Origin of the sequence: Streptomyces sp. 184 (assembly GCF_045781775.1) — a bacterium.
In the GTDB taxonomy this organism is placed as follows: domain Bacteria; phylum Actinomycetota; class Actinomycetes; order Streptomycetales; family Streptomycetaceae; genus Streptomyces.
This window is the reverse complement of sequence record NZ_CP123230.1, coordinates 5,319,860-5,341,824: the sequence shown is the minus strand read 5'-3', so window position 1 is coordinate 5,341,824 and position 21,965 is coordinate 5,319,860. Positions and strand designations below refer to the sequence as shown.

The 21,965-nt window shown below is 73.8% G+C and carries 19 protein-coding genes and 2 pseudogenes; 13 read left to right on the top strand and 8 right to left on the bottom strand.

Features of this window, described 5'->3' with window-relative positions; all coding sequences use genetic code 11:
* Window position 1: 1 nt before the first annotated feature.
* The 3 genes and pseudogenes from QBL21_RS22585 to QBL21_RS22575 all read left to right on the top strand — a co-directional run.
* Window positions 2-1,324: an ABC transporter substrate-binding protein gene (locus QBL21_RS22585; RefSeq protein ID WP_407564043.1), complete on the top strand. Its 1,323-nt coding sequence runs from the start codon at window positions 2-4 to the stop codon at window positions 1,322-1,324.
* Between the two features lie 137 nt (window positions 1,325-1,461).
* Window positions 1,462-2,685 (top strand): glycosyltransferase family 4 protein, encoded by a 1,224-nt coding sequence (locus QBL21_RS22580; RefSeq protein ID WP_407564042.1) that lies wholly within the window; start codon window positions 1,462-1,464, stop codon window positions 2,683-2,685.
* A gap of 87 nt (window positions 2,686-2,772) precedes the next feature.
* Window positions 2,773-3,729: pseudogene (locus QBL21_RS22575) on the top strand (helix-turn-helix transcriptional regulator); the annotation flags it as partial.
* Between the two features lie 52 nt (window positions 3,730-3,781).
* Here QBL21_RS22575 and ctaD read toward each other — a convergent pair.
* Window positions 3,782-5,482, bottom strand: a complete 1,701-nt coding sequence (gene ctaD, locus QBL21_RS22570; RefSeq protein WP_407564041.1) for a cytochrome c oxidase subunit I — start codon at window positions 5,480-5,482, stop codon at window positions 3,782-3,784.
* 409 nt (window positions 5,483-5,891) lie between these two features.
* Here ctaD and QBL21_RS22565 point away from each other — a divergent pair, with 409 nt between their 5' ends.
* Window positions 5,892-6,116 (top strand): I78 family peptidase inhibitor, encoded by a 225-nt coding sequence (locus tag QBL21_RS22565; RefSeq protein WP_407564040.1) that lies wholly within the window; start codon window positions 5,892-5,894, stop codon window positions 6,114-6,116.
* Between the two features lie 6 nt (window positions 6,117-6,122).
* Here the strand turns inward: QBL21_RS22565 and QBL21_RS22560 are convergent, their stop codons facing one another.
* Entirely contained in the window at window positions 6,123-7,076 is a 954-nt protein-coding gene (locus QBL21_RS22560; protein WP_407564039.1) for a phosphatase PAP2 family protein, read from the bottom strand.
* Window positions 7,077-7,604: 528 nt separating this feature from the next.
* Between QBL21_RS22560 and QBL21_RS22555 the strand changes: the two genes are divergently transcribed.
* Together QBL21_RS22555 and QBL21_RS22550 are read left to right on the top strand one after the other, a co-directional pair.
* The gene (locus QBL21_RS22555; protein WP_407564038.1) at window positions 7,605-9,464 is read left to right on the top strand and encodes an MFS transporter; all 1,860 of its coding nucleotides are present in this window, start codon (window positions 7,605-7,607) and stop codon (window positions 9,462-9,464) included.
* Window positions 9,412-10,602 (top strand): acyl-CoA dehydrogenase family protein, encoded by a 1,191-nt coding sequence (locus QBL21_RS22550; protein WP_407564037.1) that lies wholly within the window; start codon window positions 9,412-9,414, stop codon window positions 10,600-10,602. Before QBL21_RS22555 ends, QBL21_RS22550 begins: the two co-directional genes overlap by 53 nt.
* Before the next feature lie 56 nt (window positions 10,603-10,658).
* Here QBL21_RS22550 and QBL21_RS22545 read toward each other — a convergent pair whose 3' ends face one another.
* Window positions 10,659-11,102, bottom strand: coding sequence for a cell division protein SepF (locus QBL21_RS22545; RefSeq protein ID WP_407564036.1), 444 nt, complete (start codon window positions 11,100-11,102; stop codon window positions 10,659-10,661).
* 529 nt (window positions 11,103-11,631) lie between these two features.
* On the opposite strand from QBL21_RS22545, the gene QBL21_RS22540 reads away from it, so the two are divergent.
* On the top strand, window positions 11,632-12,549 hold the full coding sequence (locus QBL21_RS22540) for a S1 family peptidase (protein WP_407564035.1): 918 nt from the start codon (window positions 11,632-11,634) through the stop codon (window positions 12,547-12,549).
* A 194-nt stretch (window positions 12,550-12,743) separates the two neighbouring features.
* On the top strand, window positions 12,744-13,838 hold the full coding sequence (locus QBL21_RS22535) for an SPFH domain-containing protein (protein WP_407564034.1): 1,095 nt from the start codon (window positions 12,744-12,746) through the stop codon (window positions 13,836-13,838).
* 105 nt (window positions 13,839-13,943) lie between these two features.
* On the opposite strand, the gene QBL21_RS22530 is transcribed toward QBL21_RS22535, so the two are convergent.
* Window positions 13,944-14,684 (bottom strand): metallophosphoesterase family protein, encoded by a 741-nt coding sequence (locus tag QBL21_RS22530; protein WP_407564033.1) that lies wholly within the window; start codon window positions 14,682-14,684, stop codon window positions 13,944-13,946.
* A gap of 123 nt (window positions 14,685-14,807) precedes the next feature.
* Window positions 14,808-15,329: an AAA family ATPase gene (locus tag QBL21_RS22525; protein ID WP_407566515.1), complete on the bottom strand. Its 522-nt coding sequence runs from the start codon at window positions 15,327-15,329 to the stop codon at window positions 14,808-14,810.
* A gap of 116 nt (window positions 15,330-15,445) precedes the next feature.
* On the opposite strand from QBL21_RS22525, the gene QBL21_RS22520 reads away from it, so the two are divergent.
* Entirely contained in the window at window positions 15,446-16,066 is a 621-nt protein-coding gene (locus QBL21_RS22520) for a DsbA family protein (RefSeq protein WP_407564032.1), read from the top strand.
* A gap of 69 nt (window positions 16,067-16,135) precedes the next feature.
* On the opposite strand, the gene QBL21_RS22515 is transcribed toward QBL21_RS22520, so the two are convergent.
* Window positions 16,136-17,548 (bottom strand): APC family permease, encoded by a 1,413-nt coding sequence (locus tag QBL21_RS22515; protein WP_407564031.1) that lies wholly within the window; start codon window positions 17,546-17,548, stop codon window positions 16,136-16,138.
* A 71-nt stretch (window positions 17,549-17,619) separates the two neighbouring features.
* Between QBL21_RS22515 and QBL21_RS22510 the strand changes: the two genes are divergently transcribed.
* Both QBL21_RS22510 and QBL21_RS22505 read left to right on the top strand, forming a co-directional pair.
* Window positions 17,620-17,937 (top strand): DJ-1/PfpI family protein, encoded by a 318-nt coding sequence (locus tag QBL21_RS22510; protein ID WP_407564030.1) that lies wholly within the window; start codon window positions 17,620-17,622, stop codon window positions 17,935-17,937.
* Window positions 17,938-17,980: 43 nt separating this feature from the next.
* Window positions 17,981-18,421, top strand: a pseudogene (locus tag QBL21_RS22505) (AraC family transcriptional regulator); the annotation flags it as partial.
* Between the two features lie 175 nt (window positions 18,422-18,596).
* Here QBL21_RS22505 and QBL21_RS22500 read toward each other — a convergent pair.
* Window positions 18,597-19,247, bottom strand: coding sequence for an NAD(P)-dependent oxidoreductase (locus QBL21_RS22500; protein ID WP_407564029.1), 651 nt, complete (start codon window positions 19,245-19,247; stop codon window positions 18,597-18,599).
* 104 nt (window positions 19,248-19,351) lie between these two features.
* On the opposite strand from QBL21_RS22500, the gene QBL21_RS22495 reads away from it, so the two are divergent.
* The gene (locus QBL21_RS22495; protein ID WP_407564028.1) at window positions 19,352-19,762 is read left to right on the top strand and encodes a winged helix-turn-helix transcriptional regulator; all 411 of its coding nucleotides are present in this window, start codon (window positions 19,352-19,354) and stop codon (window positions 19,760-19,762) included.
* 325 nt (window positions 19,763-20,087) lie between these two features.
* Window positions 20,088-21,290, top strand: a complete 1,203-nt coding sequence (locus QBL21_RS22490) for an IS110 family transposase (RefSeq protein ID WP_407560493.1) — start codon at window positions 20,088-20,090, stop codon at window positions 21,288-21,290.
* Window positions 21,291-21,314: 24 nt separating this feature from the next.
* On the opposite strand, the gene QBL21_RS22485 is transcribed toward QBL21_RS22490, so the two are convergent.
* Window positions 21,315-21,917 carry a 2'-5' RNA ligase family protein gene (locus tag QBL21_RS22485; RefSeq protein ID WP_407564027.1) on the bottom strand — a complete coding sequence of 201 codons (603 nt, stop codon included), beginning with the start codon at window positions 21,915-21,917 and terminating at the stop codon, window positions 21,315-21,317.
* Window positions 21,918-21,965 lie beyond the last annotated feature (48 nt).

Sequence of the window (21,965 nt, the reverse complement as noted above, 5' to 3'; positions counted from 1 at the left end):
GTTGAGCAGGCCGGGGGGCGCCGCGCTGGCGGTGGCCGCGCTGGTGCTGCTGACCGCGGCGTGCGGCAGCCGGGTGCCCGAGAGCGAGTTCACCGAGCGGCCCGCCGGCCCGCCCGGCGGCGCCGCGCCCTCGGGTAAGGCGCGCGGGGAGCCGGTGCGGGTCGGCCTCATCGCCAGCGAGACGAGCCCGGTGGGAGACGCGTTCAGCGGGCCGCAGGAGGGCGCGCAGGCCTACTTCGAGGCCCTGAACGCGCGCGGCGGCGTGCACGGCCGCCCGGTCGAGGTCGTCACGTGCGACGACGGCGGCAGCGGGCTGGGCAACAGCGACTGCGTCCGCGAACTGGTGCTGAAGGAGAAGGTGTTCGCGCTCGTCGCCACCACCTCGCTGAACTACGCCGGCGCCCCGCAGGTCAGCGACGCCGGCGTGCCCGACATCGGCGGCCAGCCGATCGGGGCCGCGTACGAGACGTACCCGCACCTGTACGGCATCTACGGCAGCCGCGCCCCGCGCACCGGCGGCAAGGCCGGCTGGGGCGGCGACCTGTACGGCGGCACCGAGGTCTACCGGTACTTCAAGCGGGAGCACGGCGCCCGCACCGCCGCCGTCGTCTCGTACAACCAGGCGGCCTCGGCCTCGTACGCCCGCAGTGTCACCGCCGGGCTGGAGGCCGAGGGCTACGACGTCGTCACCGAGCAGGTCGACTTCTCGCTGCCGAACTTCGACGCGGTCGCCGCCGACCTGCGCGCACGCGGTGTCGACCTCGTCTTCGACGCCGTCGACACCGGCGGCAACGCCAAGCTGTGCGAGGCGCTCGACGAGGCCGGAGTGGAGCTGACCGCGAAGGTCACCAACGTGCAGAACTGGAACTCCACCGTCCGCGAGGACTTCGCGGACGCCGAGCGCTGCCGCAACTCCCTCTGGGTCACCGGCTCCAGCCGCAACTACGAGGACACCGGCGACCGGGCGGTCAAGGCGTTCCGCGACGGCATGGACCGCTACGCAGACACCGGCACCCGCTCCCAGTGGCAACTGGAGGGCTGGGCCGCGGCGATGTGGTTCGCGGACGCCGCGCAGTCGTGCGGCGCGGAGCCGACGCGGGGGTGCGTCGAGGACTTCATGGCGCGCGCCGAGCCGTACGACGCCGGCGGGCTGCTGCTGCCCGCCCGCTTCGAGGAGTTGCCGGACCCGCCGAAGACGCGGCCCACGTGCGTGTCGGCGGCGCGCTGGCAGGACGACGCGAACGACGGCGCCGGCGGCTGGGTCAGCCAGGGCGAGATGACGGAGAACTGCTTCACGGTGCCGCAGCTCCCGTACCGGCCCTGACCGCCCTGACCGCTCTGGCCGCCCCGGCTGCCCTGACCGCTCTGGCTGTTCTGACCTGCCGTGATGCCGGGTGGCGGCGGCTGTGCGACGCTGGGGCGGGGAACTGTCCGCCACCCGTCCCGAGGTACACGATCGCCATGCGGATCTCTTTCCTGATCAGCAACGCGTACGCCGTCGGGGGCACCGTCCACACCACCTTCACCCTCGCGCGCACGCTCGCCGAGCAGCACGACGTGGAGATCGTCTCGGTCTTCCGCCGCGAGGACGAGCCGTTCTTCGACGCCGGGCCCCACGTACCCGTACGCGCCCTCCTCGACGCCCGCCCCGACAGCCCCGGCTACGCGGCCGGCCACCCCGACCACGCCCTCCCCGCACGCCACTACCCGCCCGCGGACGGCCGCTACGACCAGTACAGCGCGCTCACCGACCACCTCGTGGCCGAGCACCTGCGGAACCTGGACGCCGACGCGGTCGTCGGCACCCGCCCCGGGCTCAACGTCGCCGTCGCCCGGCACACCCGCCGCGGGGTCCTGCGCATCGGGCAGGAGCACCTGACGTTCGCCGGCCACCCCCGGCAACTGCGGGTGGCGCTGAGCGCGGCGTACCCGCGGCTGCACGCCGTCGTCACCATGACCGAGGCCGACGCCCGCGCGTACCGCGAGCAACTGCGGCTGCCGGGCGTGACGGTGACCGCCATCCCCAACGGCGTGCCCGCGCCGCCCGTGCCGCCGTCCGACAACACCGCGAGATCCGTCATGGCCGCCGGCCGGCTCGCGCCGCTCAAGCACTTCGACCACCTGGTCAAGGCGTTCCGCCGGGTCGCCGACGCGCACCCCGACTGGGAGCTGCGGATCTACGGCAGCGGCCCCCGCCACGACGCGCTGCGCGCCCAGATCGACCGTCTCGGGCTGTACAACCACGTCTTCCTCATGGGCGCCGTGCACCCGCTGGAGACGGAGTGGCCGAAGAGTTCGATCGCCGCGCACACCTCCGTGCTGGAGTCGTTCGGGCTGTCCATCGCCGAGGCGATGCGCGGCGGGCTGCCGGTCGTCGCGGCGGACTGCCCGCTGGGCCCGCGGGAGATCATCCACGACGGCGTGGACGGCCTGCTCGTGCCGCCGGGCGAGCCGGCGGCCGTGGCCCGGGGGCTCCTGCGGCTCATCGGCGACGAGGACCTGCGCCAGGAGATGGGCACGGCGGCGCTGGCGAACGCCGCGCGCTTCGACCCGGCACGCGCCGCCGAGCGCTACGACGACCTCTTCGCCCGGCTCCACGCCCACCGCCCGACGCTCCCGCTGACGGGCACGGTGCTGGGCGGGCTGTACGCCCACCGCACCCGGGAGGGCGCCGGAGCGGCCTGAGAGCCGGCCCACGGGCCTGCGGGCCGAGCACCGGGCCGCGGGGATTGAGGACCGTAGCTGACCGCAAGCCGTGCCACACTCGGGCCCATGCTCGACACCTCCGCGCGGCTGCTGAAGCTGCTCTCCCTCCTCCAGGCCCACCGCGAGTGGTCCGGTGCGGAGCTGGCCGGCCGGCTCGGCATCAGCGCCCGCACCGTACGGCGCGACGTCGACAGGCTCCGCGAGCTGGGCTACCCCGTGCACTCCGCCACCGGCACCGCCGGCGGCTACCAGCTCGGCGCCGGCGCGCAGATGCCGCCGCTGCTCCTCGACGACGACGAGGCCGTCGCGGTCGCCGTCGGGCTGCGCCGCAGCGCGGGCGGCGGCATCGAGGGCATCGAGGAGACCTCGGTGCGGGCGCTGGCCAAGCTGGAGCAGGTGCTGCCGAACCGGCTGCGGCGCCGGGTCGGGGCGCTCACCTCGTACACCGTCCCGATGATGGGCGGCGGCACCGGCCCGGCCGTCGACCCCGAGGTGCTCACGGAGCTGGCCCACGCCTGCCGGGACAGCGAGCGGCTGCGCTTCGACTACGCCGGCGCCGACGGCGCCGTCACCCGCAGGACGGCCGACCCGCACCGGCTCGTCTGCTCCCGCTACCGCTGGTACCTGGTCGCCTGGGACGTCGAGCGCGACGACTGGCGCACGTTCCGCGCCGACCGCATCACGCCCCGGCCGCCGCACGGCCCGCGCGTACCGCCCCGCGACCCGCCCGCCGAGGACCTGGCCGCGTACGTCTCGCGCGGCGTCGCCGTCTACGCGTACCCGACGCGCGCCACTGTCCGCCTCCGGGCGCCGCACGAGGAGGCGGCGACCCGCATCTCGCCGTCCGCCGGGGTGCTGGAGCCGGACGGCGAGGACACCTGCCTGCTGCACACCGGCTCGTACGGCATGCAGGCCATGGTCGTGCACCTGCTCCTGACCGGCTACGACTTCGAGGTCGTCGACCCGCCGGAGCTGACCGGGCACATCAGGGAGCTGGCCGACCGGCTCGGCCGCGCCCTGGCCTGACCCGCGCCGGCCAGCGCCCGCCGGCGCCGGCCCGCGCCAGCCCTGCTCCTCATTCCGCGTCCGGGTCGACCACGTCCCGCTCGCCGCCCGGCCCGCGCTGCTCGTGCGACACGGCGTACGGGTGGTGCAGGTCGAAGGCCGGCGACTCGGAGCGGATCCGCGGCAGGGCGACGAAGTTGTGCCGAGGCGGCGGGCAGGAGGTGGCCCACTCCAGGGAGCGGCCGAAGCCCCACGGGTCGTCCACGTCGACCTTCTCGCCGTCCTTCGCCGTGATCCAGAGGTTGTACAGGAACGGCAGCGTGGAGGCGCCGAGCAGGAAGGCGCCGATGGTGGAGACCGTGTTGAGCGTGGTGAACCCGTCGGCGGCCAGGTAGTCCGCGTACCGCCGCGGCATGCCCTCCACGCCCAGCCAGTGGTGGACCAGGAACGTGGCGTGGAAGCCGACGAACAGGGTCCAGAAGTGGATCTTCCCCAGCCGCTCGTCCAGCATCTTTCCGGTGAACTTCGGCCACCAGAAGTAGAAGCCCGCGAAGGTCGCGAACACCACCGTCCCGAAGACCACGTAGTGGAAGTGGCCCACGACGAAGTACGTGTCCGTGACGTGGAAGTCCAGCGGCGGCGAGGCCAGCAGCACGCCCGTCAGCCCGCCGAAGAGGAAGCTGACCAGGAACCCGATCGACCACAGTATCGGCGTCTCGAACGACAGCGAGCCGTTCATCATCGTGCCGATCCAGTTGAAGAACTTCACCCCCGTGGGCACGGCGATCAGGAACGACGTCGCGGAGAAGAACGGCAGCAGCACCGCCCCGGTGGCGAACATGTGGTGCGCCCAGACGACGATCGACAGGCCGGTGATGGCGATGGTGGCGGCGACCAGCATCACGTAGCCGAAGATCGGCTTGCGGGAGAAGACCGGGATGATCTCGCTGATGATGCCGAAGAACGGCAGCGCGATGATGTAGACCTCCGGGTGGCCGAAGAACCAGAACAGGTGCTGCCACAGCAGCGCCCCGCCCACGGACCCGTCGAAGACGACCGAGCCGAAGCGCCGGTCCGCCTCCAGCACCAGCAGCGCCGCCGCCAGCACCGGGAACGCCATCAGGATGAGGATCGAGGTGAACAGGGTGTTCCAGGTGAAGATCGGCATCCGGAACATCGTCATACCGGGCGCGCGCATCCCGACGATCGTGGTGAGGAAGTTGACCGCGCCCAGGATCGTGCCGAAGCCCGCCAGCGCCAGGCCCATGATCCACAGGTCCGCGCCCACGCCGGGGGAGTGCACCTCGCCGTTCAGCGGGGCGTACGCGAACCAGCCGAAGTCCGCGGGTCCGCTCGGCGTCAGGTAGCTGCTCACCACGATCAGCCCGCCGAAGAGGAACAGCCAGTACGACAGCATGTTCAGCCGCGGGAACGCCACGTCGGGCGCGCCGATCTGGAGCGGCATGATCTCGTTGGCGAACCCGGCGAAGGTGGGCGTCGCGAAGAGCAGCAGCATGATCGTGCCGTGGATCGTGAACGACTGGTTGAACTGCTCGGGGCTGATGAGCTGCATCCCCGGCCTGGCCAGCTCCGCCCGCATCAGCAGCGCCAGCAGGCCGGCGAAGAGGAAGAAGGCGAACGAGGTGATGAGGTAGAGATGTCCGATCTTCTTGTGGTCCGTGGTGGTCAGCCAGTCCACGACCACCGAGCCGTGCCGCCGGGCGCGCGGGCGGGCGGGTGCCGGTGCCGGTGCCGCCTCTGTCGTCCCCATCGCCTCTGCACCTTCCGTTCGTAGGTCACGTGTGACGACGCGACGCGTCCACGGCACGACGGTGCCACCGGTGTACGGATCCGGCGCGCTACGCGCGTTCGCCCGGTGTGTCGCGGGAGCCGCTCGGGGGATTTATGCGGAGCTGACACCGGGCACCGCCGGAAGGGGGAAATTCGATGAATTCCAGGGGGCCCCGCGGGTAAACAGCGGGTGTGTTTAGGGCCGCTGACAGCAATTCCCGATAGCCCGTCAGGAGGTGCCTCTCGGACGCATGTACGGGGCCTCTTCCGGGCCCCTCGGCGGCCGGCGGGCGCTGTGACAGAAGTGTGACCCGCGGTGAACAGGCCCGCGACATCCCCGTGCGACCCGGGCCTACCGCGGCCGTGACCAGGGGCATAGCGTGGGCGCCATGGCAACTCCACCGAACCTGCCGACACCGCCCTCGAACCCCGACGACGACACCGAGAACTACGTCGGCCTGGCCGCCGCCGACGCCGAGGAGCAGGCCAGGGGCCGCGGCTGGACCACGGTCCGCTCGCTGCCCCCGGGGGCCGTCATCACCATGGAGTTCATGGGCGGACGGCTCAACTTCACCGTCCAGGACGGCACGGTCACGCGCTGCTGGGTCGGATAGTGCGGGTCAGCCGCCCGCACGCGCCTGCGGACGGCCGCCGGGGCGGTCCGACTGCGGCGGGCGGCGGTGGCCGGCCGGGCGCTCCTGCCGCGCGGTGTGCGGGCGCGGGGCCAGGTGCGGCCAGGTGTCCGGGCGGGCGGCAGGCGCCGGTCCCGGGGCCGTTCCCGAGCTGACGCGGGCCATCTCCCGCGTGTCCCGCGTGGTCGGCGCACCGGTGCCGGTCGGGCGCTGCGAGACGATCGAGACGCGCGTGGCCAGCGGTGACAGCGAGGCCGGCGCGGCCGGTCCGGCGGCCGGCGAGCCGCGCAGCCGGTCGCGCACGTGCAGCAGCCACGCCTCCGCGCGGGCCACGACGGGCTCGAACCAGGGCAGGGCCAGCAGCACGAGCAGACCGGCGACCCAGCCGAGGAGCACGTCGCTGAGCCAGTGCGTACCGAGGTAGACCGTGGTGCCGCCGACGCCCAGCGCCACCATCGCGCAGACCACGGAGGCGGTCCTGCGGGCCCGCGGCGTCGTCGCCAGATAGGCCACGACGCCCCAGGTCACGACGGCGTTCGCGGTGTGACCCGAAGGGAATATATCGCCGCCGGCCCACATCTCGTTCGAGCCGATCTCGGTGGCGTAGTGTGGGCCGAGCCGGCCCATGCCGATCTTCGCCGCCCCGACCGTGAGGTTCAGCAGGAGCAGCGAGCCGGCCAGCATGAACAGCGGGCGCAGGGTGTGCTGCCGCCAGGCGCGCCAGCCCAGCCAGGCCAGCACGGCCACGGCGGTGGGCGCGCGCTGCCCGAGGACCACGAAGTAGTCCAGGAAGGCGTGGAACTCCGGCCACTGCTTGTACGGCCGGAAGAGCATGAGCTGCCAGTCGAGGTGCACCAGCCACGACGTGGTCACCACGGCCGCGACGATCGCCGCGTAGACGGCCAGCGACGACCAGAACAGCCAGAGCCGGGTCCTGGTCATACGCGGCCGCCGGCCGCTGTGTGTGGTCGGACGCTCCGCTCCCTGCGGACGTCTCTCTTCGGTACGCACGGAATCGACGCTACATCGCCGGGTGCCGCGGATTGACCAATCGGCCGGATTTGTAATGCCTATGTGATGTGGGCCGGGTCGTCAACGGCACTTACCCCACCGCCTTTTCAGGACTCATGTCTTCCGCTTTCTGGGAATATCTGAGTACGGCCAATCGGTCAATTGTTTTTCGCGCTCCTCCGTTTATCGGAGATTCAGCGTGCCGTTGCGGACCGTTCGCCTGGCGGGCGGCCGGCCCGGGGCGTGTGACGGGCGTCACACATCGTGCGTTAAGCCCTCAACCAGTGACTTCCCGGACCGGGGGCGGGCAATCATGGCACGTCAACGGACCGGTGCGAACACGAGGGGGGAGGGCCCCGCGCGGCCCGTAGCGCCGTCACCCGCAACGGGTAGTGCCGCCACGTGCGGCCCGCGGACTCGCGTACGCTGTCGACTCGCGCGAGTCCGGGAGGTGCGTAGATGTCAGGGACGGCCACGGCCACGAGCCCGCCGCGGGACGTCCCCGGGGCCTGTGGCGCCGACGCCGGCCGCTGGACCGTGCTGGCCGTCCTCTGCTCCAGCCTGCTGCTCGTCGCCCTCGACGCGACCGTCCTGCACGTCGCCGTCCCGGCGCTCACCGAGGACCTCAAGCCCGGCGCCGTCGACCTGCTGTGGATCGTCGACGCCTACCCCCTGGTCGCCGCCTCCCTGCTGATCCTCTTCGGCACCCTCGGCGACCGCGTGGGCCGCCGCCGCGTGCTGCTTCTCGGCTACGCGATCTTCGGCCTGGCCTCCGCGCTCGCCGCCGCGGCGAGCGACCCGCACGTGCTGATCGCCGCCCGCGCCCTCCTCGGCGTCGGCGGCGCCATGATCATGCCGGCCACGCTGTCCATCCTGCGCCAGGTCTTCCCCGACCGCCGCGAGCGCGCGGCGGCCATCGGGCTGTGGAGCGCCACCGCCGCCGTGGGCGCGGCCATCGGGCCGCTGCTCGGCGGCTTTCTGCTGGAGCACTTCTGGTGGGGCTCGGTCTTCCTGATCAACATCCCGCTGATGGTGATCGCCGTGCCCGTGGGCCGCTGGCTGCTGCCGGAGTCCACCGCCGACTCGGCCGGCCCCTGGGACGTCCTCGGCGCGCTGATGGCGGCCCTCGGCCTCTTCGGCGTCATCCTCGCGCTCAAGCAGGCCGGCGCCGGCGACGGGCCGCTGCATCCCTCCGTCGTCGCGCCGCTGCTCGCCGGCTGCGCCCTGCTCGCCCTCTTCGTCCGCAGGCAGCGCCGCCGCGCCCACCCGCTCGTCGACTTCGACGTCGTCTCCTGCCGGTCCTTCGGCACCGCCGTCGGCTGCATCGTGCTCGCGCTGCTCGCCCTCGTCGGGCTCCAGCTCGTCGCCGTGCAGTACATGCAGCTCGTCCTCGGCCTCAGCCCGCTGGAGACCGGGCTGCGGCTGATCCCGCTGACCGTCGCCGCCGTGGCCGCGGGCCTGGCCGGCTCCCGGATGGTCGCCAGGCTCGGGCCGCGCGCCATGGTCGCGCTCGGCTTCCTGCTCACCGCCGTCGCCGTCACCGGGCTGATCAGCCTGGGCCAGGAGGACCGCCCGCTGGTGCTCGGCGCGGGCTTCGTGCTGCTGGGGTACGGGCTGGAGACGACCATCTTCGGCGCGTACGAGTCGATGCTCAGCGAGACGCCCGCGGAGCAGGCCGGCGGGGTCGCGGCGATCGGCGAGACCTCGTACCAGCTCGGCGCGGGCATCGGCATAGCGCTGCTCGGCAGCGTCATGAACGCCGTCTACCGCCCCGCCCTGGGCACCGTGCCCGGCGTGCCGGCCAGCGCGACCGACGCCGCGGGCAACTCGCTGGGCGAGGCGTACGAGACCGCGGGCGAGCTGGGCGGCGCCGCGGGCGCCACGCTGCGGGCCGCCGCGCGGGACGCGTTCGTGCACGGCATGCACGTCACGCTGGCGGTCAGCGCGGGACTGCTGCTGCTCGGGGCGCTCACGGCGCTGCGGCTGCCGCGGTCGATGGAGTGCGGGGAGCCCGGCGGTGCGGCGGACCGCCCGCCGGCGAAGGCCGCCGGCAAGGTGCCGGGCGCCCGGCCGGTGGCCCCGCTCGGCGTGCGGCGGCAGCGCCCGGCGGCGGACGGCGGCGGCCGGGAGCGCGAGCGCGGCGCGGGCCGCGGGCGCGCGCGCCGTGTGCAAGACGTCACGCCGCGCGCGGAGAGGCTGGACGACGCCGAATACGCGCAAGTAGCGTCGGGCCGTGACCCCGACGGCCCGCCGGAGGACGACAGCCATGCCCGCAAGCACTTTGCCGCCGTTCAACCCCGGCGATCCGCTGGGAGTTGACGACCTCCTCAGCCCCGAGGACCTCGCCGTCCGCGCCACCGTGCGCGACTGGGCGGCCGACCGGGTCCTGCCGCACATCGCCGAGTGGTACGAGCGCGGCGAGCTGCCCGGCATCCGCGAACTGGCCCGCGAGCTGGGCGCGATGGGGGCGCTGGGCATGTCCCTCACCGGCTACGGCTGCGCCGGCGCCTCCGCCGTGCAGTACGGGCTGGCCTGCCTGGAGCTGGAGGCCGCCGACTCCGGCATCCGCTCGCTGGTCTCGGTGCAGGGCTCCCTCGCGATGTACGCGATCCGGCAGTTCGGCTCCGAGGAGCAGAAGCGGCAGTGGCTGCCGCGGATGGCGACCGGCGAGGTCATCGGCTGCTTCGGCCTGACCGAGCCGGACCACGGCTCCGACCCGGCCGGGATGCGCACGTACGCCAAGCGCGACGGCTCGGACTGGGTGCTGACCGGCCGCAAGATGTGGATCACCAACGGCTCGGTGGCCGGCGTCGCCGTCGTGTGGGCCCGTACCGACGAGGGCATCCGCGGCTTCGTCGTGCCGGCCGACGCGCCCGGCTTCGCCGCGCCCGAGATCAGGCACAAGTGGTCGCTGCGCGCCTCGGTCACCAGCGAGCTGGTCCTCGACGGGGTGCGGCTGCCCGCCGACGCCGTGCTGCCGGAGGCCACCGGGCTGCGCGGGCCGCTGAGCTGCCTGAGCCACGCCCGCTACGGGATCGTGTGGGGCGCCATGGGCGCGGCCCGGTCCTCCTTCGACGCGGCGCTCGAATACGCCCGTACCCGCGAGCAGTTCGGCAAGCCCATCGGCGGTTTCCAGCTCACCCAGGCCAAGCTCGCCGACATGGCCGTCGAACTGCACAAGGGCGTGCTGCTCGCACACCACCTGGGCACGCGGATGGACGCCGGCACGCTCCGTCCGGAACAGGTCAGCTTCGGCAAGCTCAACAACGTCCGCGAGGCGATCGAGATCTGCCGGACGGCCCGCACGATCCTGGGGGCGAACGGCATCTCGCTGGAGTACCCGGTGATGCGGCACGCCACGAACCTGGAGTCGGTGCTGACGTACGAGGGCACGGTGGAGATGCACCAGCTCGTGCTGGGCAAGGCGCTGACGGGGCTGGACGCGTTCCGGGGCTGAGCCGTACGGCCCAGCCCCGGTACTGCTTTTGCGTCGTCTTTCCGCGGTCGTTCGGCTCAGCTCTGGTTGAAGAACCCGCCCTGCGTGGAGCGCGGCACCTCGCCGGGGACGATCGCGTACTCCGCGGGGGTCAGCAGGAACACCCGCGTCGCCACCCGCTCGATGGAGCCGCGCAGCCCGAAGGTCAGGCCCGCCGCGAAGTCGACGACGCGCTTGGCGTCGGCGGCCTCCAGCATCGTGAGGTTCACGATGACGGGGACGCCCTCGCGGAAGAGTTCGCCGATCCCGCGCGCGTCGCGGAACCCGTCCGGCGACACGGTGGCGATGCGGCGCCCCTTCTCCTGGGCGACCTGGGAGGCCACGCGCACGCGCGGGTCCGTCGTCCAGGCGGCGTCTCCCTGGGGCTCTGCGCTCTCGTCTTCGTACCCGTCGTAGTAGCGCTCGTCATCGTTGTCGTCGACGAGGCCGAGCCAGGCACTAGCCCTGCGTACCGATCCCATGACGCCTCCTCTCTCTCCCGCGGCGTGGGCTGTCCCCGGAGCAGTCCGGGGATGTCTGTCCGCTCACCTATGGTCATCCATGATGCGGATGATGTGCCAATCAGATAGAGGGCACGCGCCGGGTTCGTGACAGTACTGGCACAGAAACGGCTGTCGCTACGTCAGAGTTCCCCCGGCGCAAGGGGTCTGACGGGGTGACAGGAGATTCCCGCGGGGCCGGACGGGTGTTTCGGCCTCCGCTCGGGTGGTTCCCGCGCTGTTCGAGTGGTCGGGACCGGGGCCGGGCCGGTCGGGCGGGGCGGGGGGCGCGTTTGCGCCAACATGAGCCAGTGCCTACTTGTGCACACCTGTCATCGTCTGAATACTCTCAGCAGCGCTTGTCAGGGGCACGACGAAAATAAGGGGCCGCACCCCCACGGCCGGACGCATCGAACCCGGCCGGGCGAGCCCTTCAGCGTTTTCTCCGCCCCGTGGCTGCGCCTCACGGACCTGCCCGCCGGCGGGTCCCCGAGCACACTCGGAGGATTGAGTGAGGATCAAGCGCACACCCCCACTGAGCGGCACCAAGAGGCGACTGCGGCTGGTCGCCGCACTGACCGCGGCCCTCGCGGGCGCAGCGCTCGCGCTACCCGCGTCGGGCGCCGCCCAGCAGCCCGAGGGCTTCAGCGCGGCCACCCTGGCGAGAGCCGACGACGCGGTGCTCGCCGCCGACGTCGGCGGCACCGCCTGGGGCGTCGACAAGAAGTCCGGCACCCTCGTCGTCAGCATCGACGAGACCGTGACCGACGCCGAGGTCGCCCGCATCAAGCGGACCGCGGGCGCCGACGCCGACGCCCTGCGGATCGAGCACATGAAGGGCAAGCTCCAGCGCTACATCAACGGCGGCCAGGCGATCTACGCCTCCGGCTGGCGCTGCTCGCTCGGCTTCAACGTCCGCAGCGGCAGCACGTACTACTTCGTCACCGCCGGCCACTGCACCGACGGCGCGGGCACCTGGTGGAGCAACTCCGGCCGGACCACCACCATCGGCCCGACCGCCGGATCCAGCTTCCCGACGAACGACTACGGGCTGGTCCGGTACAGCAACTCCGCGCAGACCCACCCCGGGAACGTCAACCTGTACAACGGCAGCACCCGGGACATCACCGGCGCCGCGAACGCGACCGTGGGCCAGTCCGTGCAGCGCAGCGGCTCCACCACCGGCCTGCACGGCGGCAGCGTCACGGCGCTGAACCAGACCGTGAACTACGGCGGCGGCGACGTCGTCTACGGCATGGTCCGCACCAACGTGTGCGCCGAGCCCGGCGACTCCGGCGGCCCGCTCTTCTCCGGCACGACGGCCCTCGGCCTGACCTCCGGCGGCAGCGGCAACTGCTCGTCCGGCGGCACGACGTTCTTCCAGCCGGTCGTCGAGGCGCTCAATGCCTACGGGGTGAGCGTCTACTGACCCTGACGCGCGGGGCCTGAGCGCCCCGGCCGCCACCCCCGCCCGGACCCCCACCGGGCGGGGGCGGTGCGGTCCCCGGACCGTGCCGGGCACCGCCCGGTACGGGCGCGGGCGCCGAGCGGTGTCTCCGGGGCGGCGGCGGAGCTACGGTTGAGGGAGAAACGGCTGACTCCCACGCGACGCAGGGGGCCGTGATGATCGAAGCACTGATCGCAGCGGTGGTGATCATCGTCTGTCTCGGAGCCGTCTACGCGATGGCCGGGGCCCGGGTGGTCAAGCAGTACGAGCGGGGGTTGGTCTTCCGGCTCGGCCGGCTCAGGCCCGGTATCCGCGGCCCCGGCTTCTCGATGATCGTTCCGTTCGTCGACCGGATGCGCAAGGTCAACATGCAGATCGTGACCCTGCCCATCCCCGCCCAGGAGGGCATCACCCGCGACAACGTGACCGTCCGCGTCGACGCGGTCGTCTACTTCAAGGTCGTCGCCCCGGCGGACGCCGTCGTGCAGGTCGAGGACTACCGCTTCGCGGTCTCCCAGATGGCCCAGACCTCGCTGCGGTCGATCATCGGCAAGAGCGAGCTGGACGACCTGCTCTCCAACCGCGAGAAGCTCAACCAGGGCCTGGAGCTGATGATCGACAGCCCGGCCGTGGAGTGGGGCGTGACCATCGACCGGGTCGAGATCAAGGACGTGTCGCTGCCCGAGACGATGAAGCGCTCCATGGCCCGGCAGGCGGAGGCGGCGCGCGACCGGCGTGCGCGGGTCATCAACGCCGACGCGGAGCTTCAGGCGTCCCGGAAGCTGGCGCAGGCGGCGGAGCAGATGTCGGACCAGCCGGCGGCGCTCCAGTTGCGGCTGCTCCAGACGGTGGTGTCGGTGGCGGCGGAGAAGAACTCGACGCTGGTGCTGCCGTTCCCGGTGGAGCTGCTGCGGTTCCTGGAACGGCAGCCGGGCGTCGCCGGGCCGCCGCAGGCGGCGGCGGGCGGTACGGGCGCGGGCGGCGGTGTCGCTGCCGGTGGTGCTGCCGGTGGCGGCGGCGGTACGGGCCCGGGTGCGGCTTCCGGGAGTGGTGCGGGGGCCGTGACGGACGGCGGCGCGGGCGACGACGTGCCGGCGCCGGTGGACCCGATCGACCCGCTGGGCGGGGTGGAGCCGCTGGAGCCGGGGGACACGCTGGAGCCGGGGGACGCCGTGGATCCGGTGGAGCGGCTGGAGGAGGTGGACCCGGCGGACGCGGGGCCGGCCGACGAGCTGGAGCCGCCGCGGCGCCGGGCGGACCCGGAGGGCTGAGAGCGGGCCGCTGGTGCGTACGGGCCCGGGGCCGGGCGCGTAGCCGCGGAGCCGCCGCACCGCCCCGGGCCCGGTGCGTACCGGACGGTGCGCGGGCGGTGCCGGTCAGCCGCCGAAGGCGGTGAGCGCGTCTTCTGCGGAGTTCCGCGCCCACACGTATTCGTCCGCCCAGGACGCCGCGTCCGCGTAGCCGGACTCCGCCGCGATGCGGGCGCAGGCCGCGCCGTAGTCGTACGCCGTGCGCCGCAGCGCCGCGCCGCCGGGGCCGAGCAGCGCCCAGTGCGCGCCGGGGCGCCCGTACGGCATGCCGATGCTGCCCGGGTTGACCACCAGCCGGCCGTGCGTGAGCCGGGCGAAGGGCATGTGCGTGTGCCCGAGCACCACGGTCTCCACCTCCGGGCCGAGGCCGCCCAGCACCTCCGCCCACCGCCGGGGTGCCGAGTCGACGAGCACCGTCTCGTCGTCGGCGCGCGGGGTGGCGTGGCAGAAGTACACCGGTCCGAGGCCGCCGACCGGCAGCGTCGCGCTCGCCGGCAGCGACGCCAGCAGGTCGACCTGCTCCGCGCGCAACTGCTCCGCCGCCCACGGCGCGATCGGGTCGGGGACGCCGTCGCGGGTGCCGCGGCGGTACTCCACCAGCTCGCGGTCGGCGTTCCCGCCCACCCACACGGCGCGCTCGCCGAGCGCGGCCAGGGCGTCGAGGGTGGGGCCGGGGAGCGGTCCTGCGGCGATGTCGCCGGTCAGGACCACGGCGTCGGCGGCGCGCACGTCGGGCTCGGCGAGCACGGCTTCGAGGGCCGGCAGCACCCCGTGGATGTCGGAGAGTACGGCGACGGTCTCGGGCATGCCACCAGGGTGCCGGGCGGCCGGGCGGGGTGGGCGGGTATTCGCTGAGAGCAGGGCGGGGAGGTCAGGGCCGCGGGGCGGGCGGGCCCGGTGCCGTCGGGCCAGCCCCGGGTACGGGCGGTGTCAGCGGGCGAAGCGGGCTTCCTGCCAGGCGCGGGCCAGGATCTCGTCCGCCGTCTCCGCCGGAGTCTGGTCCGAGGTGTCCAGCCACAGCCCGAGCCGCGGGGTCTCGTTGCGCAGTACGCCGTCCAGCTCCCGTACGCCCCACGCCCGCCCGTACGCCGTCTTCGCCCGCCCTGCCTCGCGCGCCGCCACCGCCTCCGGGCGCGGCGCCAGCACGACGACCAGCAGCGGGTCCGTACGGAACAGGGCCGCGGTCCGCGCCAGCTCGTCGCCCAGCACCACGTCCTGGGCCACCGCCGTGAACCCCGCCGCCGCGTACGCGTCCGCCGTACGGGCCATCAGCCCGTACCGCAGCCGCAACTGCCGCAGCGCCTCGGGCGATCCCTCCGGCGTCACCTCGGCGCGGCCGCCGACGACCATGCGGCGGAAGACGTCGCCGCGCACGTGCGCCGAGCGCGGCAGCCGCTCGGCGACCGCCTGGGCGACGGTGGACTTCCCGGCGGCCTGGATGCCGGTCAGCAGGAGGACCGCCGGGGTGTCGGGGAAAATGGTCCGCTCCTCGGAATGCGGTCGGGACGGTCGGCGTTGACGTTGCCGTCAACGTCGCGTGTATCCGTATCACAACAGGGAGATAGCCCATGGCGGCTGCCGCCGGTGAAACGCCCAAGGTCGACTTCTACTTCGACCCCGCCTGTCCGTTCGCGTGGATCACCTCGCGCTGGATCCTCGAAGTGGAGCGGCAGCGGGACATCGACCTGCGGTTCCGGGTGATGAGCCTCTCCGTGCTCAACGAGGAACGTGATCTGCCGGAGTGGTACCGCACGCTGATGGACAAGGCGTGGGGCCCGGTGCGGGTCTGCATCGCCGCCGCGCAGCAGCACGGCGAGGACGTCCTGCGCGACCTGTACACCGCCCTCGGCACCCGCATACACAACGGGGGTGAGGAGGACTACGAGACCGTCGTCAAGGGCGCCCTGGCCGAGGTGGGCCTCCCGGCCGAGCTGGCCGCGGCGGCGCAGAGCGACGAGTACGACAAGGCGCTGCGCACGAGCCACCACGAGGGCATGGACCCGGTCGGCGAGGATGTCGGCACCCCGACCATCCACATCGACGGCGTGGCGTTCTTCGGGCCGGTGATGACCGCCATCCCGCGGGGCGAGGAGGCGCTGCGGATCTTCGACGGGGCGGTGGCGATGGCGTCGTTCCCGAACTTCTTCGAGCTGAAGCGGACGCGCACGGGCGACCTGAGCTTCGACTGAGTAGGACATACCGACAAGGACCTGTCGGTAAGGCCGGTCGGTAAGGACCGGGCGCCTTGCGCCCGGTCCTTACCCGTGTGCCGACGCACCGGCCCCCGTGACCGGCCGGCGGCGCCCTGTGCGGCGTCCCCCGCGGCGCCTCGTGTAGAGCCAGGCCGCGGCCGTGACCGACAGCGGCCACAGCAGGTACGGGCCGGAGGCCACCAGCAGCGCCGCCACCGCGATCAGCGCCGGCACCGCCGCCTTCCGCCCGGCGCTGCCCCGCGGCAGCAGCCGGAACGCGGCGGCCACCCCCACCGCGTACACCGTGGTGAACGAGCCCGTGGTGAGCAGCACCAGCGGTTTCGTGCCGGTGTCCGTCAGCGTCACCGCGGCCAGCGCCGCGAACGACAGCACCGAGATCACCGCCAGGCTGCGCCGCGGCACCTCCCCGGCCTCGCTGCCCCGCGCCAGCCTCGCCGGCAGCGCGCCGTCGCGGCCGAGGGCCGCGCCGAGCTTGGCGGCGCCGGCGTAGTAGACGTTCATGACGCCGAGGGTGAGGAGCAGCGCGGCGCCCGCGGCCAGATGCCGGGCGGGGCCGCCGACGCCGCGGGCCATGAGGTCGCCGAGCGGCGCGTCGGAGTCCGCCGCGGCCGGGCCGAGCACCGCGACGACGGCGAAGGCGACGGACAGGTACAGCACGCCGACCAGCGCGACGGCGGCGCCCGTCGCGCGCGGCAGGTCGCGGGCGGGGCGGCGGAACTCGCCCGCCAGGTGCGTGATCGCCTCCCAGCCCGCGAAGCTCCAGACCAGCAGCGCGGCGGCGGGGGCGACGGCGGCCCAGCCGTGCGGCGCGAAAGGCCGCAGGTTGTCCGTACGGGCGTGGGGGAGCGACAGCACTACCGCGGTCAGCAGCAGGACGACGAGCAGCACCGCGAGCGCCAGTTGCAGCCGGCCGGTCACCTTCAGCCCCGCGGTGTTGGCGGCCGTGACGGCGGCCATGAGCCCGGCGGCGGTGGCGGTGGTCGTCGCCGTGCCGCCGCCCACGGCGGCGGAGACGTACGCGCCGCCGAAGAGCGCGGCGGCCGCGGCGCCGGGTGGTATCGCCAGGTAGAAGCACCAGCCGACGACGGTCGCGGCGCGCTCGCCGAAGGCGAGCCTGGCGTACGTCGAGACGCCGCCGGAGTCCGGGTGGCGGGCGCCGAGAGCGGCGAAGGTGGCGGCCAGCGGCACGGAGACCAGGACGAGCGCGGCCCACGCGACGAGGGAGGCGGGACCCGCGGTGTCGGCGGCGAGCGCGGGCAGGGTGATGACGCCGGTGCCGAGGACGGAGCCGACGTACATGGCGGTGCCCTGCGCGGCGGTGAGGCCGCCGGGCGCGCGGCCCCGCGCCGCCGGCTTCGTGCCGCGTCCGGAGGGGGTACGCCCCGGGCGTACCGGCGCCGCGGCATGCGGCGGCTCGGCGCCGCCCGCCGGGGCGGCGCCGCAGGTGGTGTCGGCCATAGCTGGAGCCTCGCCCGCCGGCCCCCCGCGCGGCCATGGGCAGAAATGCCTCCCAGCGCAAAATTCCTGCCATGCCCACTCCGCCGGCGCGCCGCAGCGACCTGGTCGACCCCTGGTACGAGCTGCGCCTGTGCGCCGCCCAGCCCGGCCCGCTGACCACCGCCCCCGGGCTGCTCCTCCAGAGCCCGTACGGCCTCGGCGACCTGGCCGAGGCCGACACCGTGCTCATCCCCGGCCTGACCCGCAGCCACCAGCTCGACCCGCCGCCCGGCCTCGTCGCCGCCGTGCGCAAGGCGTACGAGGCGGGCAGGCGGATCGTCGCCCTCTGCGCGGGCGCATACGTACCGGCGGCGGCCGGCGTGCGGCAATGGGGGTACCCCCGCCAGTAAGGGCGTAGCCGGCGGGGGAGGGCGCCGCGCGACGACGCACTGGATGAACGCCACCGACTTCGCCCACCGCTTCCCCCGCGTCCGCGTCGAGCCCGACGCCCTCTACCGCGAGGACGGCCCCGTCTTCACCTCCGCCGGCACCGGCGCCGCCGTCGACCTCTGCCTCCACCTCGTCCGCCTCGACCACGGCTCCGCCGTCGCCAACGAGGTCGCCCGGCGCATGGTCGTACCCCCGCACCGCGAGGGCGCCCAGGCCCAGTACGCGAAGCTCCCGCCGGCGCCGGCCCGCCCGGCCGCCCCCGACCACGGGCTGGCACCCGTGCTCGACTGGGCCCGCGCCCGGCTCCACGAGCCGCTGACCGTGGCCCGGCTGGCGCGCGCCGCGCACCTCGCCGAGCGCACCTTCGCCCGCCGCTTCCGCGACACCCTCGGCGTCACGCCGCTCCAGTGGCTGCTCCAGGAGCGGGTCCGGCTGGCGCAGGAGCTGCTGGAGACCACGGACGTGCCGGTCGAGGGGGTGGCGCGACGCGCGGGCTGGGGAGCGCGGCGAACCTGCGGCACCAGTTCGCCCGGCAGACGGGGATCTCACCGCGGACGTACCGGCACGTCTTCCGCGACCGGGCGCGCTGACGGGAGGGCGCGCGGGTGCGTACGGGCGGTCAGCGGGCCCGGGTCACCGCCAGGTGCGTACGGCGGTGGCGGGGCGACTCCGCCTCGTCCAGCAGGGCGACCGCGAAGTCCGGGTACGAGATGCGCTCCCCGGGATCGCCGTGGGGGTGGACGCGGTAGCCGCTCTCCGTGCGGCCGGCGTCGTGGTCGAAGTCGCCGGCCGGGCTGACGTACAGCCAGTCCAGCTCCGGCGGCGCCGCGCGCAGGAGGTCGAGCCCCGCCGCGTGCGCCTCGCAGAAGGGGCGGAACTCCGCCGGGAACGCGGGGTCGTCGAGCAGCCGGCGGCCCGTCGCGTCCGGCAGCAGCGAGGCCAGCCCGACCAGCACCAGCCGCGGCACCTCCGCCCGCGCCAGACCGGCCACCAGCGCCTTCGCCGAGTCGCGGAAGAAGGCGTCCGGGTCCGTGCCCTCCCCGTACACCGCCGCCGCGGAGATCGCCGCGGTGCAGCCGGCCGCCGCGTCCGCCACCGCCTTTGGGTCAGCGGCGTCCCCTGCCACCAGCCGTATGCCCGCGCCCGCGACGCCCGCGTGCTTCGCCGGGTCCCGGACGACGGCCACCACCTCGTGCCCGCGCCCCCGCGCCTCGGCCACCGCCCGGCGGCCGGCCCTGCCGCCCGCCCCGTACACCACGATCCTGCCCATCCCGCGTACCTCCGTGTCTTCCCACTCGGCCGTCGTCGTCCGCGCACGCTAACCGGACCCGCGGTTTCCTCCGGGATACCGGGAACGCCGCCTACGCTGGCGGGATGAGCGAGCCGCTGCGCCCCGACATGTTCGACGAGCTGTGCCCGTCGTCGATGCTGCCGTTCCGCTTCGGCGACAAATGGGCGGGCCTGATCCTCACGTGCCTGGCGGACGGCCCGCGCCGCTACTCCGAACTCCGCGTCCCGCTGCGGCGGGTGACGCCCAAGATGATGACGCGCTCGCTGCGCGCCCTGGAGCGCGACGGGCTGGTGGCGCGCACGGTGTACGAGGGGCTGCCGCAGCGGGTGGAGTACGCGCTGACGCCGCTGGGGCGGAGCATGCTGGAGCCGCTGCACGCGGCGTGCGCGTGGGCGGCGGAGCACTGGGACGAACTGCTCGACGCCCGGGAGGCGTACGAGCGGCGGGCGGGGGCCGAGGGCGCCGCGAAGGCCGCGGAGACCGCTCAGGGCTGAGGCCGGGGGACGACGCCGGCTCCTGTACGTCCCCGCGAGACGCCCCCTTCGCTAGGTCCCCCGTTATCTTCTTCGCGGTCCTGCAAGAGGGCCGCTGGCCTCCGGGTCCGGCATGACTGTTCCCCCCTGTCGAACGGATGACCTGGGGGGTGGTGTCACCGGGCCCGAGAGGCGCCGTTGGAGACGCTGATGAGAGGTCCGACTACCGCCTGGCCTGGTGCAATGCCCGGCCGCCTTGCGGGCGGCAGGTCTGCATAACGTGGATGCGCGCATACGACGCCAACGCCCTGGCCAGCACCGCACGAACCCTGTTCGGGAGGATGGGTTGGACGACATCGACGACGTGGGCGTTTTCCTCGGCCTGGACGTCGGCAAGAGTGCCCATCACGGGCACGGACTCACACCGGCCGGCAAGAAGGTCTTCGACAAGCAGCTGCCCAACAGCGAGCCGAAGCTGCGGGCCGTCTTCGACAAACTGGCCACGAAGTTCGGCACCGTGCTGGTGATCGTGGACCAGCCCGCCTCCATCGGAGCCCTCCCTCTGACGGTCGCCCGGGACGCCGGCTGCAAGGTCGCCTACCTGCCCGGCCTGTCCATGCGCCGGATCGCCGATCTCTATCCGGGCGAAGCGAAGACCGACGCGAAGGACGCCGCGGTGATCACGGACGCCGCACGGACCATGCCACACACCCTGCGCTCGCTGGAGCTCACCGACGAGATCACCGCCGAGTTGACCGTGCTGGTGGGCTTCGACCAGGACCTTGCGGCCGAGGCCACGCGCACTTCCAACCGGATACGCGGCCTGCTCACCCAGTTCCACCCCAGCCTGGAACGCGTCCTGGGCCCCCGCCTGGACCACCCTGCCGTGACCTGGCTGCTGGAACGCTACGGATCCCCGGCCACCCTGCGGAAAGCCGGTCGTCGCAGGCTGGTCGAGGTGATCCGGCCCAAGGCCCCGCGCATGGCCCAGCGGCTGATCGACGAGGTCTTCGACGCGCTCGACGAGCAGACCGTCGTCGTCCCGGGCACCGGCACCCTCGACGTCGTCATCCCGTCCCTGGCCCGCTCGCTCGCCGCCGTCCACGGACAGCGACGAGCCCTGGAAGCACAGATCGGGCAGCTGCTGGAGGCTCACCCTCTTTCCGCGGTCCTGACCTCGATTCCGGGGGTCGCGGTCAGGACCGCCGCCACGCTGCTGGTCACCGTCGGCGACGGCACCAGCTTCCCCACCGCCGCCCACCTGGCCTCTTACGCCGGCCTCGCCCCCACAACCAAGTCGTCGGGGACCTCGATCCACGGCGAACACGCGCCCAGAGGCGGCAACCGGCAGCTCAAACGCGCGATGTTCCTGTCCGCGTTCGCCGCCCTGCACGACCCCGCCTCCCGCACCTACTACGACCGATGCCGGGCACGGGGGAAGACCCACACCCAGGCCCTCCTCCGCCTGGCCCGACAACGGATCAACGTGCTGTTCGCGATCCTCCGCGACGGCACCTTCTACGAACCCCGAACCCCACGCCTCGCTTGACGAAAAACATAGAGGCACCCCCCGCTACGGCCCCTCCGCTACGTCCCCTCCGCCCTCCCGCCCGCCCAGCGGGAAGCGCAGCCACTCCCGCCACCGCCGCCCGTCGTACGCCACCAGGTCCACCGCCCGCACCCGCGCGGTGACCGGCAGCCGCGGCGCGAGGTCCGCCTCGATCGACGCGTGCACCGCCTCGCCGCCGCTGTTGGCGACCGTCAGGTGCGGGTCGAGATCGCCGAAGATGCCGCCGTACGGCGGGTGGCCGGGCCACTCCTCGACGACCGCCTTCGTCAGCGCGCGCAGCGGGTCGTCCGGCTCGGGGACCAGGTACAGCACCCCGGGGAAGCGGCCCGCGCGCGCGAACGTCACCGTGAAAGCCTCGTGCGCGGCGAACAGCCGCCGCAGCGCGGCGCGTACGGGGGCGTCGACCCGGTCGCGGTGCAGGAACGGGTAGAGCACGGTGACGTGGGCGGTGCCGCCGTGCGCGGCGGCCGTGTCGTAGCGGGCCCGCCAGCGGCGTACGACCGGGTCGGCCTCGGGCAGCGACACGCTCAGCGCGGTCGTGCCGGGCGCGGTGGGCCAGCCCTCGTCCGCGGGCTCGGGGTCGGCTGCGGGGCGCGGCGTCGGCATGCGCAGGATCGTACGGGGACGGGGCGAGGCGGAACGGGGCGGGCCGCG

What these genes read in the sequence shown, in the direction of transcription:
- ctaD (WP_407564041.1), bottom strand. Translation starts at nt 5,482, where the DNA reads ATGGGGACGACAGAGGCGGCACCGGCACCGGCACCCGCCCGCCCGCGC.
- QBL21_RS22545 (WP_407564036.1), bottom strand. Translation starts at nt 11,102, where the DNA reads ATGGGATCGGTACGCAGGGCTAGTGCCTGGCTCGGCCTCGTCGACGAC.
- QBL21_RS22565 (WP_407564040.1), top strand. Translation starts at nt 5,892, where the DNA reads ATGGCAACTCCACCGAACCTGCCGACACCGCCCTCGAACCCCGACGAC.
- QBL21_RS22520 (WP_407564032.1), top strand. Translation starts at nt 15,446, where the DNA reads ATGGCGGCTGCCGCCGGTGAAACGCCCAAGGTCGACTTCTACTTCGAC.
- QBL21_RS22510 (WP_407564030.1), top strand. Translation starts at nt 17,620, where the DNA reads ATGCCCACTCCGCCGGCGCGCCGCAGCGACCTGGTCGACCCCTGGTAC.
- QBL21_RS22555 (WP_407564038.1), top strand. Translation starts at nt 7,605, where the DNA reads ATGTCAGGGACGGCCACGGCCACGAGCCCGCCGCGGGACGTCCCCGGG.
- QBL21_RS22535 (WP_407564034.1), top strand. Translation starts at nt 12,744, where the DNA reads ATGATCGAAGCACTGATCGCAGCGGTGGTGATCATCGTCTGTCTCGGA.
- QBL21_RS22485 (WP_407564027.1), bottom strand. Translation starts at nt 21,917, where the DNA reads ATGCCGACGCCGCGCCCCGCAGCCGACCCCGAGCCCGCGGACGAGGGC.
- QBL21_RS22580 (WP_407564042.1), top strand. Translation starts at nt 1,462, where the DNA reads ATGCGGATCTCTTTCCTGATCAGCAACGCGTACGCCGTCGGGGGCACC.
- QBL21_RS22495 (WP_407564028.1), top strand. Translation starts at nt 19,352, where the DNA reads ATGAGCGAGCCGCTGCGCCCCGACATGTTCGACGAGCTGTGCCCGTCG.
- QBL21_RS22530 (WP_407564033.1), bottom strand. Translation starts at nt 14,684, where the DNA reads ATGCCCGAGACCGTCGCCGTACTCTCCGACATCCACGGGGTGCTGCCG.
- QBL21_RS22560 (WP_407564039.1), bottom strand. Translation starts at nt 7,076, where the DNA reads ATGACCAGGACCCGGCTCTGGCTGTTCTGGTCGTCGCTGGCCGTCTAC.
- QBL21_RS22500 (WP_407564029.1), bottom strand. Translation starts at nt 19,247, where the DNA reads ATGGGCAGGATCGTGGTGTACGGGGCGGGCGGCAGGGCCGGCCGCCGG.
- QBL21_RS22550 (WP_407564037.1), top strand. Translation starts at nt 9,412, where the DNA reads ATGCCCGCAAGCACTTTGCCGCCGTTCAACCCCGGCGATCCGCTGGGA.
- QBL21_RS22515 (WP_407564031.1), bottom strand. Translation starts at nt 17,548, where the DNA reads ATGGCCGACACCACCTGCGGCGCCGCCCCGGCGGGCGGCGCCGAGCCG.